The sequence below is a fragment of the Pseudomonas sp. O39 genome (genome assembly GCF_045447295.1).
Classification (GTDB): Bacteria; Pseudomonadota; Gammaproteobacteria; order Pseudomonadales; family Pseudomonadaceae; genus Aquipseudomonas; species Aquipseudomonas antarctica_A.
Map to the genome: position 1 here is coordinate 1 of NZ_JBJGXV010000001.1, position 15,427 is coordinate 15,427.

Consider the following 15,427-nt stretch of genomic DNA (forward strand, 5'->3'; position numbering starts at 1 on the left):
CACCTTTTTCATATTTCTGTCATATAGGTCAAAAAGGCCACAAAACGCAAAAGCCGGCCCCAAGGGGCCGGCTTTTCACTACAACGCCTTACAAACTAGGAAAGGCAAACTGCGAGGCTTCATGGCTGGCCCGTTGCGGCCAACGCTGGGTAATCGCCTTGCGCCGGGTATAGAAACGCACCCCATCGGGCCCATAGGCATGCAAGTCGCCAAACAACGACCGCTTCCAGCCACCAAAGCTGTGATACGCCACAGGCACCGGCAGCGGGACGTTAACACCGACCATACCCACTTCAATCTCGTCACAGAACAGGCGCGCCGCCTCCCCATCACGGGTGAAGATGCAGGTGCCATTGCCATACTCGTGATCATTGATCAGTTGCATCGCCGCTTCCAGGCTATCAACTCGCACCACACACAACACCGGCCCAAAGATCTCTTCTTTATAGATGCGCATCTCAGGGGTCACACGGTCAAACAGGCTGCCGCCCAGGAAGAAGCCCTCTTCATGCCCGGCAACACTCAAGCCACGTCCGTCCACCACCAGCTCGGCACCCGCCGCCACACCGTCTTCTATATAGCCACTGACTTTGTCCCGCGCCTGGCCAGTCACCAACGGCCCCATATCCAGACCACACGAAGTGCCCGCACCGATCTTCAGTGCCTTGACCTGCGGCACCAGCTTGGCAATCAACGCATCCGCTACCTGGTCACCCACGCACACGGCCACCGAGATCGCCATACAGCGTTCACCGCAGGAACCATACGCCGCGCCCATCAAGGCGCTCACGGCGTTATCCAGATCCGCATCCGGCATCAGCACTGCGTGGTTCTTCGCCCCGCCCAGCGCCTGCACGCGTTTGCCGCGTTTAGTCGCTTCGGAGTAGATGTATTCGGCAATCGGCGTCGACCCTACAAAGCTCAACGCTTTCACTTCCGGTGCTTCGATCAGCGCATCCACCGCGCCCTTGTCACCGTGTACCACGCTCAACACGCCTTTAGGCAGGCCAGCCTCCTGCAGCAACTGTGCAATGAGCAGCGTCGAACTTGGATCACGCTCCGAGGGTTTCAGGATGAAACAGTTACCGCACACGATCGCCAGCGGGTACATCCACAACGGCACCATCGCCGGGAAGTTGAACGGGGTGATACCGGCCACTACGCCCAACGGCTGGAAATCCGACCACGCATCAATGTTCGGCCCCACGTTACGGCTGTATTCGCCCTTCAGAATCTCCGGCGCCGAACAGGCGTACTCCACGTTCTCGATCCCGCGCTTCAATTCGCCCGCAGCGTCTTCCAAGGTCTTGCCATGCTCTTCGCTGATCAACTGCGAGATACGTGCCTCGTTCTGCTCCAGCAATTGCTTGAAACGAAACATCACCTGAGCACGCTTGGCCGGTGGGGTATTACGCCAGGCCGGGAAGGCAGCCTTGGCCGAGTCGATTGCACGTTGAATGGTTTCGCGGCTGGCCAACGGCACCTGATGAATCACCTGGCCGGTGGACGGGTTATACACATCGGCAGTACGACCGGACTCACTGACCAACTGGCCGTTGATCAAATGCTGGATAAGGCTCATGCGGGGCTCCTGAAAAGTTGTTCTATATAGAAGGAGAAATCAATCGATCTTGTTCAGCACTTCGCCGACCGCATCGAACAGGCGATCCAGGTCCTGCGGCTTGCTGTTAAAGGTTGGCCCGAACTGCAGGGTGTCACCGCCAAAGCGCACGTAGAAACCGGCTTTCCACAAAGCCATGCCAGCCTCGAATGGACGCACGATGGCATCACCGTCACGCGGGGCAATCTGGATTGCACCGGCCAGGCCGTAGTTGCGAATGTCGATCACATTCTTGCTGCCCTTCAAACCGTGCAGCGCATTCTCAAAGTGCGGGGCGACTTCGGCTACGCTCTGCACCAGGTTTTCTTTCTGCAACAGGTCCAATGCCGCCAGGCCAGCGGCGCAAGCCACCGGGTGCGCCGAGTAGGTGTAGCCGTGGGGGAACTCCACCGCGTACTCCGGCGTCGCCTGGTTCATGAAGGTCTGGTAGATCTCGCTGCTGGCAATCACCGCGCCCATCGGGATCGCGCCATTGGTGACTTGCTTGGCGATACACATCAGGTCCGGGGTCACACCGAAGCTGTCAGCACCGAACATCGAACCGGTACGGCCGAAACCGGTGATCACTTCATCAAACACCAACAGGATGTTGTGCTGGTCGCAGATCTCCCGCAGACGCTTGAGATAACCTTGCGGGGGCACCAGCACGCCAGCGGAGCCGGCCATCGGCTCGACAAACACCGCAGCGATGTTCGACGCGTCATGCAATTCGATCAGTTTGAGCAGCTCATCGGCCAAGGCGATACCGCCCAGCTCCGGCATGCCACGGGAGAAGGCATTGCTCGCCAGCAAGGTGTGAGGCAGGTGGTCAACATCCATCAAGCCCTGACCAAACAGCTTACGGTTACCGTTGACGCCACCCAGGCTGGTACCGGCAATGTTCACACCGTGATAACCACGGGCGCGGCCGATCATTTTGGTCTTGGTCGCCTGGCCCTTCAGGCGCCAGTAAGCGCGCACCATCTTCACTGCGGTATCGGCGCACTCGGAGCCGGAATCAGTGAAGAACACGTGGTTCAGGTTGCCTGGGGTCAGGTCGGTAATCTTTTCTGCCAGTTGGAATGACAATGGATGACCGTATTGGAAGCCCGGGGAGTAGTCCAGGGTGCCCAATTGCTTGGACACAGCTTCCTGGATTTCCTTGCGGGTGTGCCCTGCGCCGCACGTCCACAGGCCCGACAATGAGTCGTACACCTTGCGGCCCTTGTCATCGGTCAACCAGCTGCCTTCGGCGGCCACAATCAGGCGCGGGTCACGCTGGAAGTTACGGTTGGCGGTGTAGGGCATCCAGTGAGCATCCAACTTCAGTTGGCTGGCCAGGGACGAAGGGGCGTTTTCGGGCATGTTCATCAGCAAAACCTCGCAAGGCAAAAGGCAGCGTCGGGATTGAAAAGCGTTCTTGCAGCTAAATTGCCACGGGGATAAAGTCGGTGAAATTCAACTCTTCTAACCTTCAGTCAGGCCTTCACTAAACTATGAGCATCCGTCGACCCGATCCTCTGGCCCAAGTCAGCGACTTCGATATTCGACTGTTGCGCATTTTCCGCAGCGTGGTGGAGTGCGGTGGCTTTTCGGCGGCGGAAACCGTACTGGGTATCGGCCGCTCGGCTATCAGCCAGCAAATGAGCGACCTGGAGCAACGCCTCGGATTAAGGCTGTGCCAACGCGGGCGCGCCGGGTTCTCCCTGACCGAAGAAGGCCGTGAGGTTTATCAATCGGCCCTGCAGCTATTGAGTGCCCTGGAAAGTTTTCGCACTGAGGTGAACGGACTGCACCAGCATTTGCGCGGCGAGTTGATCATCGGCCTCACCGACAACCTCGTCACCCTGCCCCATATGCGCATCACCCATGCCCTGGCGCAGCTGAAGGAACGCGGCCCGGACGTGCAAATCCAGATCCGCATGATCGCCCCCAACGAAGTCGAGCAAGGTGTACTCGACGGCCGCCTGCATGTCGGTGTGGTGCCCCAGGCCAGCGCCTTGTCGGGCCTCGAATACCAACCGCTGTACAGCGAGCGCTCGCTGCTCTACTGCGCGGTCGGCCACCCATTGTTTTATGCCGACGACAAGCAACTGGACGACACCCGTATCGACAGCCAGGACGCCATCGCCCCAACCTTCCGCCTGCCCGCCGACATCCAGGCCCATTACCAGGCACTCAACTGCACCGCCAGCGCCTCGGACCGCGAAGGCATGGCCTTCCTGATTCTCACCGGCCGCTATATCGGCTACCTGCCCGATCACTACGCCAGTCTTTGGGTACAACAAGGCCGACTGCGCGCGCTGAAACCGGCTACCCGTTTTTACGATTTAAGCCTCGCATCGGTCACGCGCAAGGGGCGTCGCCCTCATTTGGTGCTGGAAAGCTTTCTCGAGAGTCTGGCGGCAACGCGCTAACGCGCGCCTTTCGCTAAAAGCTGAGCAACTGGACAGCTTTTTGCAAGGGAGCAAGGACCTTGAACCGTCCGCCTCGAGTTTGCCCGCCATGCCACCAGAATCCTCCAGCCCCAGCGACCTGATCTACGGCCTCAACGATCGCCCCAAACCGATCCCCGCTCTACTGGCAGCCCTGCAACATGTGCTGGCTGCCTTCGTCGGCATCATCACTCCACCGCTGATCATCGGCTCCACCCTGGGCCTCACCGCCCACCTGCCCTACCTGATCAGCATGGCGTTGATGGTTTCCGGCGCAGGAACGTTCATCCAGGCGCGTAGACCTTTTGGTATCGGTGCCGGGATGATCTGCCTGCAAGGCACCAGCTTTGCGTTTCTCGGCGCGGTGTTGTCGGCGGGGTTCCTGGTGAAGCAACGTGGCGGCAGCCCGGAGGACATCATGGCAATGATCTTCGGCGTGTGCTTCTTCGGCGCAGCGGTACAAATTGTGCTGAGCCGGTTTATCGGGCAACTGCGCCGAGTCATCACGCCATTGGTCACCGGAATCGTCATCACCTTGATCGGTATCAGCCTGATCAAAGTCGGCATCACCGACCTTGGCGGTGGTTTCAACGCCCCCGACTTCGGCGCGCCAACCAACCTGGCCCTGGGCCTGTTCGTGGTGCTGACCATCATCCTGCTGAACCGCTCGAACACCCCGTGGGTGCGCCTCTCGGCGATCATCATCGGCCTGGCCCTCGGCAGCCTCGCGGCATGGTTCAGTGGCAAGCTGGTGCCGCAAGCCTTGCCCGACCTGCCGCTGGTCAGCCTGCCGATACCGTTTCGCTTCGGTTTCAATTTCGACTGGAGCGCCTTCCTGCCCATCGCGCTGATTTATCTGATCAGCAGCATCGAAACCGTCGGCGACCTCACCGCCAATTGCATGATCGCTCGCCAGCCTATCAGCGGCCCGTCTTATATAAGCCGGCTCAAAGGCGGCGTACTCGGCGATGGCGTGAGTTGCATGATCGCCGCCACCTTCAGCGCTTTCCCTAACACGACCTTCGCGCAGAACAATGGCGTGATTCAACTCACCGGCGTGGCCAGCCGCTACGTCGGCTTATACATCGGCGTGGTGCTGTGTTGCCTCGGCTTGTTTCCGCTGATTGGCGCCGTACTGCAGCAAATCCCCAAGCCGGTATTGGGCGGCGCGACCCTGGTGATGTTCGGCAGCGTGGCCGCCGCCGGTGTGCGCATCCTCGCGCAGGCACCGCTGGACCGGCGCAGCATGCTGATCATCGCCACCTCATTTGGTGTCGGCCTGGGCATTGCCGCCCAGCCGAACCTGCTGCATTTGATGCCGCCCTTGGTGCAAAACCTGTTCGACTCGGCCATCACCAGCGGCGGCCTGACCGCTATCGTGTTGTGCCTGTTATTGCCGGAAGCCAAAGCAACATCAGTTGCCGCAAACCACGCACTGGAAAGCGACACGCTGGAACCGCTTTGACGGTTTTATTGCATCGGGACTTGTCTGAGGCTTGAGGGTGGGTTATCTGTGCACACGTCGTCTCTATCGATCAGCACGGAAACCTCCATGAGCCTCGAAGTTCCTGCCCACAGCAACCACGCCGGTAAACCTGCCAGCCGCATTCGGCAAAAGAACGAACAAGCGATTCTCCAGGCTGCTGAAGACGAGTTCGCGCGCCATGGCTACAAAGGCACCAGCATGAACACCATTGCGTCGAGTGCCGGGCTGCCCAAGGCCAACCTGCATTACTACTTCACCAACAAGCTCGGCCTGTATATCGCGGTGCTCAGCAATATCCTTGAACTGTGGGATAGCACCTTCAACGCGCTGACCGCCGAGGACGACCCGGCCGTGGCGCTCACCCGCTACATCCGTACGAAGATGGAGTTTTCCCGGCGCCACCCGCAAGCTTCGCGGATCTTCGCCATGGAAATCATCAGTGGCGGCGAATGCCTTACCGAATATTTCAGCCAGGACTACCGTGCCTGGTTCAGCGGTCGGGCAGCCGTGTTCCAGGCCTGGATCGACGCCGGCAAGATGGACCCCATCGACCCCGTGCACCTGATCTTCCTGCTGTGGGGCAGCACCCAGCACTACGCCGACTTCGCCACCCAGATCTGCCGCGTCACCGGGCGCACCAAGCTGACCAAGCAAGACATGGAAGACGCCGGCACCAACCTGATCCACATCATTCTCAAAGGCTGTGGCATCAAGCCGGCCCTATAAACGAAGCGATTTATGCCTTTCACGCTCACAGGCCTTTGCGAATTTCGTGAAGAAATACGCAAAAGCCGCTTTATCACCCTGGCGGCGCCGATCACCAGCCCGCAAGACGCCCAGGCGTTTTTCGAGCAGCACAGTGACCTGAACGCCACGCACAACTGCTGGGCCTGGAAACTGGCCGACCAGTACCGCAGCAATGACGATGGTGAGCCCGGCGGCACTGCCGGGCGACCGATTCTGGCGGCCATCGAAGCCCAGGGGTTTGATCAAGTCGCGGTACTGGTGATTCGCTGGTACGGCGGCATCCAGTTGGGCACCGGCGGCCTGGCCCGTGCCTACGGCGGCGGTGCAAACAAATGCCTGCAGACTGCCGACCGCATCGAGTTGATCAGCCGCGTACCGCTGAGTTGCGCCTGCGGCTTTTCCGAATTGAACCTGGTGAAACTGCGCGTTGCCGAACTGGGCGGGCTGGTGATGGAAGAAACCTTCACCGCCAACGGCGTCGAGTTACAGCTTGCGCTGGGAAAAGCACACATCGACACGCTGCAGACTCAACTCGCCGACCTGAGCCGTGGGCGTATCCTGCTGGAACGCTGAAACTGCCCACATCTACTGTGCACCCGCCTGTGGATAACCTGAGCACATCAGCCTGTAACCCTTCTGTCACAAGGCGTTGCGCGCGCTGTTCACTTTTTGTCCAATGAGACTTCGCGCCATTTACCCAAGTCTGCGCTAATGTAGTTCGCTCAATTCCCTGAACCGCGACTTCAAAGGAAGCCCTGCATGTCTACGCCAAAAACTGCACTGATCATCGGCGCCTCGCGCGGGCTGGGCCTTGGCCTGGTCAAGCAATTGCTCCAGGACGGCTGGGACGTGACCGCCACCGTGCGCGATCCGAACAAGGCCGATGCCCTGAAAGCCGTTGGCCCGGTACAGATCGAGAAACTGGACATGGACGATCAGCAAGCCGTGATCGCCCTGAGCCAGCGCCTCAAGGACCGCACCTTCGACCTGCTGTTCGTCAACGCGGGCGTCAAAGGCCCGGCCAATCAGGAACCCGGCCACGCCACCCTGGCGGAAGTCGGCCAGCTGTTTTTCACCAACGCCGTCGCGCCGATCAACCTGGCCCAGCGTTTTGTCGGGCAGATCCGCAAAGACAGCGGCGTTCTGGCCTTCATGAGCTCAGTGCTCGGCAGCGTGACCATTCCCGATGGTTCGGACCTGGCGCTGTACAAGGCCAGCAAGGCCGCACTCAACTCCATGACCAACAGCTTTATCACCCAACTGGGCGACCACAAACTCACCGTGCTGTCGCTGCACCCGGGCTGGGTGAAGACCGACATGGGCGGCGAAAACGCACAGATTGATGTCGACACCAGCGTGCGCGGCCTGGTGGATCAGGTGAATGCCTACACAGGCAAGGGCGGCCATCATTTTGTCGACTACAAAGGCGACACCATCGCCTGGTAAGGACCACGGTTCAACAGGTGGGAGGGCGCGCGACTTGCTCCCTCCCACACTGATCGCACCCGATTTCCTACACCTAGACCAGATCGCGAACTACACGTAATCTAGCCACCTCGCCTTTACCGGCGACCCTGGATCAGCAGACAGGGCAACACTGAGCTGGCAAACCTGAACCCATCATTCAGAGGAGCCGGCCAATGCCTGCGACCCGTATCTGGTTAAAAAACCCCCTCGCGATTTTCACTGCCAATGGCCTCGATGCCCGTGGTGGCCTGGTGCTGCAAGACGGTGTGATCACCGAAGTGCTGGGCTGGGGCCAAGAGCCCGCAGTACCTTGTGGACAAGTGTTCGACGCCCGTGAGCACGTGATTCTTCCCGGCTTGATCAACACTCACCACCATTTCTATCAAACCCTGACACGCGCCTGGGCGCCGGTCGTCAATCAGCCGTTGTTCCCGTGGCTGAAAACCCTGTATCCGGTTTGGGCACGGCTAACCCCTGAAAAACTCGCCCTGGCCTCAAAAGTCGCGCTCGCGGAACTGCTGCTCTCGGGCTGTACCACGGCAGCCGATCACCACTACCTGTTTCCCGACGGTCTGGAAAATGCCATCGACGTACAGGTGGATAGCGTGCGCGAACTGGGCATGCGCGCCATGCTCACCCGAGGTTCCATGAGCCTGGGCGAAGCCGATGGCGGCCTGCCGCCGCAACAAACCGTGCAACAAGGCCAAGTCATTCTTGAAGACAGCCAACGCCTGATCCGCGAATACCACCAGCGTGGCGACGGCGCGCAGATCCAGATTGCCCTGGCACCCTGCTCGCCGTTTTCCGTGACGCCGGAAATCATGGAAGCCAGTGCCGAACTGGCCAACAGACTCGACGTGCGCCTGCACACGCATTTGGCAGAAACCCTCGACGAGGAAGACTTCTGCCTGCAGCGTTTCGGCCTGCGCACCGTGGATTATCTCGACAGTGTCGGCTGGCTCGGCCCACGCACCTGGCTGGCCCATGGCATTCACTTCAACCCGGATGAAATCGCGCGCCTGGGGGCTGCAGGCACGGGTATCTGCCATTGCCCGAGTTCAAATATGCGCCTGGCTTCCGGAATCTGCCCGACCCTGGACCTGCTTGCCGCCGGTGCGCCCATTGGCCTTGGCGTGGACGGTTCCGCCTCCAACGATGCGTCCAACATGATTCTCGAAGCCCGCCAGGCCCTGTACATTCAGCGCCTGCGTTACGGCGCCGAAAAGATCACGCCTGAAGGCGTGCTGGGCTGGGCGACCAAGGGCTCGGCGCAACTGCTGGGGCGTACGGACATCGGTGAGTTGGCGGTAGGCAAACAGGCTGACCTGGCGCTATTCAAACTCGACGAGCTGCGTTTCTCCGGCAGCCACGATCCGATTTCGGCGCTGCTGTTATGCGGCGCCGACCGTGCGGACAGGGTGATGATTGGCGGCAAATGGCGAGTCATCGACGGCCAGGTTGAAGGCCTGGACCTCAAAGGCTTGATCGCCGACCACACCCAGGCGGCGCGGCAGTTGATCGCCGGAACCTGAGTCAAACATAAATCAAAATGTGGGAGCGGGCTTGCCTGCGACAGCGGTATGCCAGTCGACGCTGAAGGTGACTGAACCACCGCCATCGCGGGCAAGCCCGCTCCCACATGAGTTCTTCGGCACTACTAAATCGGTTACAACCCAAGCAGCGACAGCATGATAAAGGTCGCAAACAACACGAAATGGGTCATCCCTTCGATGGCGTTGGTTTCGCCATCGTTGAGGTTGATCGCGCTGACGACCAGCGTGATCAACACCATCACGGTCTGCACCGGCGTCATCGCCATCTGGAACGGCTGGCCGGTGTAAAGCGCCATGGCCTCCATCACCGGCACCGTCAGAATGACGGTCGACAATGAAGCGCCCAAGGCGATGTTCACGACAGATTGCATACGGTTGGCCAGGGCCGCGCGCAATGCAGTCAAAATTTCCGGTGCCGCCGAAATGGCCGCGACCACAATTGCCGTGATGACCGGCGGTGCGCCGGTGCCTTCCAGGCCCAGGTCGAGGGTCTTGGACATCACCTCGGCCAGCGCGCCGATCACAATCACCCCGAACACCAGCGTACCGATGGAGAACGCCAGACTTATCGGCGGTTCCTGCTGTTCTTCAGGCTGTTTTTTGCGGCGTTTTTCCGGGTAGCTGTAGCTGAAGAAATAGCTGTGCGGCCCTACCTGCATGCGCAGAAACAAGGTGTAGAGCACCACCATCGCGCCGATGGTGAAGGCCGAGTAAATTTTCCAGTCAGCCTCTGGGATAAATTCCGGCACCACCATCGACACGCCCATCGCGGTGAGGATCATCACACTGTAAGTACGTGCCGAATCGTCGTTGTAGGACTGCTCGCCATGCTTGATGCCGCCCATCAATGCGGCCAGGCCGAGGATGCCGTTGATATCGAGCATCACCGCCGAATAGATGGTGTCACGCACCAACGTGGGCGACGGCTCGTTGCTCATCATGATCGCCAGGATCACCACCTCCACCAGCACGGCGGCGAGCGTCAGGATCATGGTGCCATAGGGGTCACCGACTTTTTCCGCGAGTTGTTCGGCATGGTGCGCCACGCGCATCGACGCCACGACGATAAAGCCGATCAGTGTTACGCCGGCCAGCAGCGCCACCATTTGCCCGTTGTGGAGCATCCAGTGCTCCAGCGGGTAGGCTGCAATGGCGGCAATCAGCGCCAGCAGCATGTATTTTTCTTGCTTGAGGGATGTGAGCATTCCGGGCCTTTTCATACGGCTAATCAGTCATTGATGGGGTACAGACTGCACCACGCTGCTAACGTTTCGTTACACCTTAGTTCACAAGGCCTATACGTGAAGAAAAACGAATACTCTCCTGCTGGTCAGGTTTTGCCGATTATTTCAGCCATGGCCTGTAGAATGCCGCCATTGCACCTGATGAGAATTTAGACATGTACGATTGGCTCAACGCCCTGCCCAAGGCTGAATTGCACCTGCACCTGGAAGGCTCGCTGGAGCCTGAGTTGCTGTTCGCCCTGGCCGAACGCAACAAGATTGCGCTGCCGTGGAACGACGTCGAAACCCTGCGCAAGGCCTACGCCTTCAACAACCTGCAAGAGTTTCTCGACCTGTATTACAAGGGCGCCGATGTGCTGCGCACCTCCCAGGATTTCTACGACCTGACCTGGGCTTACTTGCTGCGCTGCAAAGAACAGAACGTGATCCACACCGAGCCATTCTTCGATCCGCAAACCCACACCGACCGTGGCGTGCCATTTGAAGTGGTGCTGAACGGCATCGCGGCGGCACTCAAAGATGGCGAACAGCAACTGGGCATCACCAGCGGCTTGATCCTCAGTTTCCTGCGCCATTTGAGTGAAGCCGAAGCCGAGAAAACCCTCGACCAGGCGCTGCCGTTCCGTGACGCGTTTGTGGCCGTGGGCCTGGACAGTTCGGAAATGGGTCACCCGCCGAGCAAGTTCCAGCGTGTGTTCGACCGTGCCCGTCATGAAGGCTTCCTCACCGTGGCCCACGCCGGCGAAGAAGGCCCGCCCGAGTACATCTGGGAAGCCCTCGACCTGCTGAAAATCCAGCGGATCGACCATGGCGTGCGCGCTATCGAAGACGAGCGTTTGATGCAACGGATCATCGACGAGCAGATCCCGCTGACTGTGTGCCCGTTGTCCAACACCAAGCTGTGCGTGTTCGATGACATGGATCAACACAACATCCTCGACATGCTCGAGCGTGGCGTGAAGGTGACCGTGAACTCGGATGATCCGGCGTACTTCGGCGGTTATGTCACCGAGAACTTCCACGCGCTGCACACCTCGCTGGGCATGACCCAGGACCAGGCCAAACGCCTGGCGCAGAACAGCCTGGATGCGCGGTTGGTAAAACCATAAGCAACTACAGCTGACGCAACAGAGATCAATGTGGGAGCTGGCTTGCCTGCGATGGCGGTGTATCAGTCAGCCATCTATAGCCTGGCCTACCGCTATCGCGGGCAAGCCCGGCTCCCACATTGACCTCATCAGTCTCACGCCTCGGTGAGCTCTTCCAGCGTCTTGCCCTTCGTCTCCTTCCCGAACACCCACACCACCAGCGCCGCCACCGCAAAGCACAGCGCGCCCAGGGCAAACACCCCGCCCTGCCCGGTTATCGGGAACACCAGCCCGGTCACCAACGGCCCCAGCAACGACCCGACCCGGCCAATCGCCGACGCAAACCCGGAGCCCGTCGCCCGTGCCGAGGTGGGATACAGCTCAGGCGTGTAGGTGTACAGCACCGCCCACATGCCAAACAGAAAGAACTGCATCAACAACCCTGAAGTAATCAGCAGCCCTACGTTGCCGCCGAATACCGCACTTTGCCCATACAAAAACGCCATCACCCCGCCGCCCAGCAATGTCACGACGCACACCGGTTTGCGCCCCCAGCGCTCCACCAGCCAGGCCGCCATCAGGAACCCGGGAATCCCGCCCAGGGAAATGATCACCGTGTAGTACACCGACTGCGTCACGGCAAAACCCGACTGCTGCAATAACGCACTCAGCCAGGACGTCAGCCCGTAGAAGCCGAGCAAGGCAAAAAACCACACGCTCCAGATCATCATCGTGCGCTGGCGGTACTGCGCCGACCACAATTGCTGAAACGCCGAGAAAAAAGTGCCCGGCACGCTCTCCACACGTGGCAAGGCAATCGGCTCCGGCAAGTCAGCGCGGCCCAGGGACTCACGCACTTTGCGCTCAATGCCCTGCAACACCTTATCTGCAGCCTCATGCCGCCCTGCCTGCTCAAGCCAGCGCGGCGACTCCGGGATAAAAAATCGAATCGCCAACACAAACACCGCCGGCACCGCCAACACCAAAAAGATGTCCCGCCATCCAATCACTGGCAGCAGGAAATAAGACAGCACACCCGCCGCGACAAAACCCAAAGGCCAGAAGCCATCCATCAAGGCGATATAGCGCCCGCGCCCTTTGGCGGGGATCAGTTCTGAAAGCATCGACTGCGCGATCGGAAACTCCATGCCCATGCCGATCCCCAGCAGGATGCGAAACAGCGTCAGCGTCTCCACCGTCTGCGCCGTGGAACACAGGTAGCTGGCGATGCCCCACAACACGATGCTCCACTGGAACACCGGTTTGCGCCCAAAACGATCAGCCAACATGCCGGATAAAGAAGCACCGACCACCATGCCGAAAAAGCTCGAACTGGCGAGTAACCCCGCCTGGGCAGTGCTCAGGCCGAACTCGGTTTTGATCGAACCTAAAAGGAAGGTCATCATCGCCAGGTCCATGGAGTCGAAGAAAAACGCCAGGGCGATGATGATGAAGATGATTCGGTGGTAACCGCTGATGGGCAACCGTTCCAACCGTTCCGCTGCGCTATAGCCTTGCATACCCATGCCGCACCCCTGTGTGAAAAATCCCCAAAGCGAGTGTGCGGCATCGTTTTGCCCGGTTATTGCTGGATACGACCTGACTGAAACTCTGAACGACGCTTGCGTCTATCCCGCAGTCAGCCGGTTGATTTGCGCAAGCCCGATATCGGTCACCGACAAAGCGCAGGACTCGTTGATCACGTTGATCCATCCGGACTGTAAAAAGAGTTGCAACAGCCCCACCCCCAACGTGCCCCCCAAGTGCGGTTGCTGCTGACTCCAATCAACACAGTCGCAGGCCAGGGGTGCTGCCAGTGCCTGGGTAAAAATACCCAGGCCCGCCAGATGCTGAGCGCCCTTGACGGTGACGTCGGTGCGCTGTTCATGACGGTTGATCCAGCCTGCTTCCAGCATCCGCCGGTACAGCCTTGCCGCCAACTCACCGCCCAGATGCCCATGACATAACCGGGCATGACGCAATGATGCCGGGGCTGCCAATGCCTGCGGCACAGCCAGCGGTGAACCACGCGCCGCGCTGGCCATGGTGGTACTGGCCAAGGCATCGATAGCGGCACTCACATCGGTAGCCGCTACACGATAGAGCCGCTTGCCACGCCGAGCCTCGATCCGCAGCAAACCGCCGCCCGTCAGACGTGCCAAATGCGCATTGGCCGATGCCGCTGACAGCCCGGCGAGTGTCGCCAACTCATCCGAAGTCTTTGCCGAGCCGTCCATCAAGGACCAGAGCATCGCGGTGCGCTTGGGTTCAGCGAGCAAGCTGGCGATCTGACTGATGCAAGGTGCTTCTTCCATGTATTCACTCCTTGTTAAATCATTTGTCTGCTGCGGTTGGAACCGAAGTATAAGGGCGCAAACCGCCCGCTCCGCGGCGTCTGACAGCGCGGATTGGGACAGGATCTGAGTGAAATTTCCTGCTGTAGTGAAGGCGATTACGCAGTACGCAATGGCCCCGGCCGCTGCGCGGTCAAAACCGCACAACGGGACACGAGCATTTCCCGCAGCAGGTTAATGGGTTTGCTCAATTGCGCACGGTGGGCGCACAGCAAATTGAGCGGCGTACGCTCGCCACGCAACTCCGGCAGGATCAAGCGCAAGCGCCCGGCCAAAACGTCGCTGCTCACATCCAGCCAGGATTTGTAGGCAATGCCGACCCCCGCCACTGCCCAGCGGCGCACCACATCGGCGTCGTCACTGAAGCGGTCCCCGGTCACCGTCAGGCTGACCTCGCGTTTGCCATCGTGAAAACTCCAATGGTCGTGCACACGACTGCCGAGCATGTACAGCAGGCAATTGTGCTGGGCCAGTTGCTCCAGATGGCGGGGTTCGCCATGCCGGGCGAGGTAGCTGGGTGCGGCGCACAGCACCCGGATATTATCCGGGGCGATGGGCAGCGCGATCAGGCTGGAGTCTTCAGGCTCGCCGTAGCGCAGCGCGATGTCCACCGGCTGGCGGAACAGGTCGGCCATCCGGTCGCCGAGCAGCAGGCGTATGTTCAGTTGCGGGTATTCACGCTGAAACTCATCCAGCCACGGCAACAACTGATTACGCCCGAAGTCCGAAGGTGCCGACAGTTGCAACACGCCGCTGACATGGTCCTGCCCGCTGGCCAACAAGCGCCGCCCTTCGTCCAGCGAACTCAACGCGGCGCGGGCATATTCCAGGAAGCCCTCGCCCTCGGCAGTCAAACGCAGGCTGCGGGTGGAACGTGCCAGCAAGCGTGCACCGAGTTGCTGCTCGATACGCTTCAACGCGGCGCTGGCTACCGCGGGCGACAGGTCCATCACCCGTGCCGCCGCCGACAAACTGCCCAGGTCCGCCGCCCGCACAAACAACTGCAAATCATCAAAGCGCAGCATGCATTCCCACCCACTATCAAAATTCTATTGAAACAGACTGCTGTTTTAGCCGCTTTTATCTTGATGGGAAATAGCCAATCATCTGCCCATACCGTTCATCACGTGCCAGGAGTCGAATATGTCCGCTGCCTTTAACGTCATCGCCACGCTGATCGCCAAACCCGGCCAACACGCCACCCTCGAGCCCCTGTTGCGCGATTTGCTGGAACCGACCCGCCTCGAAGCCGGTTGCGAGCAGTACGACCTGCATCAGGACCTGCAACACCCCGAGACCTTCTACATGCTCGAACGCTGGAGTGACGAGGCAGCGCTGGCCGATCACGACCAGAGCCCGCATATCCAGAACTTCCGCGCCAAGGCTGCCGATGTGATCGAACACTTCGAACTCAAGCGCCTGAAGTTTCTCGCCTGATTACCGTCTTTTTCCG

Annotated in this window: 14 protein-coding genes; 8 read left to right on the forward strand and 6 right to left on the reverse strand. The window is 59.8% G+C overall.

Annotated elements, in window-relative coordinates; all coding sequences use genetic code 11:
• Window positions 1–88 precede the first annotated feature (88 nt).
• Window positions 89–1,582: a CoA-acylating methylmalonate-semialdehyde dehydrogenase gene (locus ACI77D_RS00005; RefSeq protein WP_053254187.1), complete on the reverse strand. Its 1,494-nt coding sequence runs from the start codon at window positions 1,580–1,582 to the stop codon at window positions 89–91.
• 39 nt (window positions 1,583–1,621) lie between these two features.
• Window positions 1,622–2,971 (reverse strand): aspartate aminotransferase family protein, encoded by a 1,350-nt coding sequence (locus ACI77D_RS00010; RefSeq protein WP_064450534.1) that lies wholly within the window; start codon window positions 2,969–2,971, stop codon window positions 1,622–1,624.
• A 125-nt stretch (window positions 2,972–3,096) separates the two neighbouring features.
• Here ACI77D_RS00010 and ACI77D_RS00015 point away from each other — a divergent pair, with 125 nt between their 5' ends.
• The 6 genes from ACI77D_RS00015 (at window position 3,097) to ACI77D_RS00040 (ending at window position 9,267) form a co-directional block, all read left to right on the forward strand.
• Complete coding sequence (locus ACI77D_RS00015) at window positions 3,097–4,017, forward strand: LysR family transcriptional regulator (RefSeq protein WP_064450533.1); 921 nt, start codon at window positions 3,097–3,099, stop codon at window positions 4,015–4,017.
• A gap of 88 nt (window positions 4,018–4,105) precedes the next feature.
• A complete protein-coding gene (locus tag ACI77D_RS00020; RefSeq protein WP_128592035.1) occupies window positions 4,106–5,500 on the forward strand; it encodes a uracil-xanthine permease family protein in 1,395 nt (464 codons plus the stop codon).
• 87 nt (window positions 5,501–5,587) lie between these two features.
• Window positions 5,588–6,247, forward strand: coding sequence for a TetR/AcrR family transcriptional regulator (locus tag ACI77D_RS00025; protein WP_053254183.1), 660 nt, complete (start codon window positions 5,588–5,590; stop codon window positions 6,245–6,247).
• Window positions 6,248–6,259: 12 nt separating this feature from the next.
• Entirely contained in the window at window positions 6,260–6,841 is a 582-nt protein-coding gene (locus ACI77D_RS00030) for an IMPACT family protein (protein WP_407015833.1), read from the forward strand.
• A gap of 186 nt (window positions 6,842–7,027) precedes the next feature.
• Window positions 7,028–7,714, forward strand: a complete 687-nt coding sequence (locus ACI77D_RS00035) for an SDR family oxidoreductase (RefSeq protein ID WP_221293823.1) — start codon at window positions 7,028–7,030, stop codon at window positions 7,712–7,714.
• Window positions 7,715–7,908: 194 nt separating this feature from the next.
• Window positions 7,909–9,267, forward strand: coding sequence for an 8-oxoguanine deaminase (locus ACI77D_RS00040; RefSeq protein WP_407015834.1), 1,359 nt, complete (start codon window positions 7,909–7,911; stop codon window positions 9,265–9,267).
• 134 nt (window positions 9,268–9,401) lie between these two features.
• On the opposite strand, the gene ACI77D_RS00045 is transcribed toward ACI77D_RS00040, so the two are convergent.
• On the reverse strand, window positions 9,402–10,493 hold the full coding sequence (locus ACI77D_RS00045) for a calcium:proton antiporter (RefSeq protein WP_064450528.1): 1,092 nt from the start codon (window positions 10,491–10,493) through the stop codon (window positions 9,402–9,404).
• Between the two features lie 194 nt (window positions 10,494–10,687).
• On the opposite strand from ACI77D_RS00045, the gene ACI77D_RS00050 reads away from it, so the two are divergent.
• Window positions 10,688–11,641 carry an adenosine deaminase gene (locus ACI77D_RS00050; RefSeq protein WP_407015835.1) on the forward strand — a complete coding sequence of 318 codons (954 nt, stop codon included), beginning with the start codon at window positions 10,688–10,690 and terminating at the stop codon, window positions 11,639–11,641.
• 134 nt (window positions 11,642–11,775) lie between these two features.
• Here the strand turns inward: ACI77D_RS00050 and ACI77D_RS00055 are convergent, their stop codons facing one another.
• From ACI77D_RS00055 to ACI77D_RS00065, 3 genes are all read right to left on the reverse strand, one after another.
• Window positions 11,776–13,146 carry an MFS transporter gene (locus tag ACI77D_RS00055; protein ID WP_064450526.1) on the reverse strand — a complete coding sequence of 457 codons (1,371 nt, stop codon included), beginning with the start codon at window positions 13,144–13,146 and terminating at the stop codon, window positions 11,776–11,778.
• Window positions 13,147–13,248: 102 nt separating this feature from the next.
• Entirely contained in the window at window positions 13,249–13,935 is a 687-nt protein-coding gene (locus ACI77D_RS00060; protein WP_064450525.1) for a helix-turn-helix transcriptional regulator, read from the reverse strand.
• A 137-nt stretch (window positions 13,936–14,072) separates the two neighbouring features.
• Window positions 14,073–14,999: a LysR family transcriptional regulator gene (locus tag ACI77D_RS00065; protein ID WP_064450524.1), complete on the reverse strand. Its 927-nt coding sequence runs from the start codon at window positions 14,997–14,999 to the stop codon at window positions 14,073–14,075.
• A 118-nt stretch (window positions 15,000–15,117) separates the two neighbouring features.
• Between ACI77D_RS00065 and ACI77D_RS00070 the strand changes: the two genes are divergently transcribed.
• Window positions 15,118–15,411, forward strand: coding sequence for a putative quinol monooxygenase (locus ACI77D_RS00070; protein ID WP_064450523.1), 294 nt, complete (start codon window positions 15,118–15,120; stop codon window positions 15,409–15,411).
• The last annotated feature ends 16 nt before the right edge of the window (window positions 15,412–15,427 follow it).

Coding starts and splice junctions, on each gene's coding strand:
- ACI77D_RS00010 (WP_064450534.1), bottom strand. CDS start 2,971: ATGAACATGCCCGAAAACGCCCCTTCGTCCCTGGCCAGCCAACTGAAG.
- ACI77D_RS00035 (WP_221293823.1), top strand. CDS start 7,028: ATGTCTACGCCAAAAACTGCACTGATCATCGGCGCCTCGCGCGGGCTG.
- ACI77D_RS00070 (WP_064450523.1), top strand. CDS start 15,118: ATGTCCGCTGCCTTTAACGTCATCGCCACGCTGATCGCCAAACCCGGC.
- ACI77D_RS00005 (WP_053254187.1), bottom strand. CDS start 1,582: ATGAGCCTTATCCAGCATTTGATCAACGGCCAGTTGGTCAGTGAGTCC.
- ACI77D_RS00025 (WP_053254183.1), top strand. CDS start 5,588: ATGAGCCTCGAAGTTCCTGCCCACAGCAACCACGCCGGTAAACCTGCC.
- ACI77D_RS00065 (WP_064450524.1), bottom strand. CDS start 14,999: ATGCTGCGCTTTGATGATTTGCAGTTGTTTGTGCGGGCGGCGGACCTG.
- ACI77D_RS00020 (WP_128592035.1), top strand. CDS start 4,106: ATGCCACCAGAATCCTCCAGCCCCAGCGACCTGATCTACGGCCTCAAC.
- ACI77D_RS00050 (WP_407015835.1), top strand. CDS start 10,688: ATGTACGATTGGCTCAACGCCCTGCCCAAGGCTGAATTGCACCTGCAC.
- ACI77D_RS00045 (WP_064450528.1), bottom strand. CDS start 10,493: ATGCTCACATCCCTCAAGCAAGAAAAATACATGCTGCTGGCGCTGATT.
- ACI77D_RS00040 (WP_407015834.1), top strand. CDS start 7,909: ATGCCTGCGACCCGTATCTGGTTAAAAAACCCCCTCGCGATTTTCACT.
- ACI77D_RS00015 (WP_064450533.1), top strand. CDS start 3,097: ATGAGCATCCGTCGACCCGATCCTCTGGCCCAAGTCAGCGACTTCGAT.
- ACI77D_RS00055 (WP_064450526.1), bottom strand. CDS start 13,146: ATGGGTATGCAAGGCTATAGCGCAGCGGAACGGTTGGAACGGTTGCCC.
- ACI77D_RS00030 (WP_407015833.1), top strand. CDS start 6,260: ATGCCTTTCACGCTCACAGGCCTTTGCGAATTTCGTGAAGAAATACGC.
- ACI77D_RS00060 (WP_064450525.1), bottom strand. CDS start 13,935: ATGGAAGAAGCACCTTGCATCAGTCAGATCGCCAGCTTGCTCGCTGAA.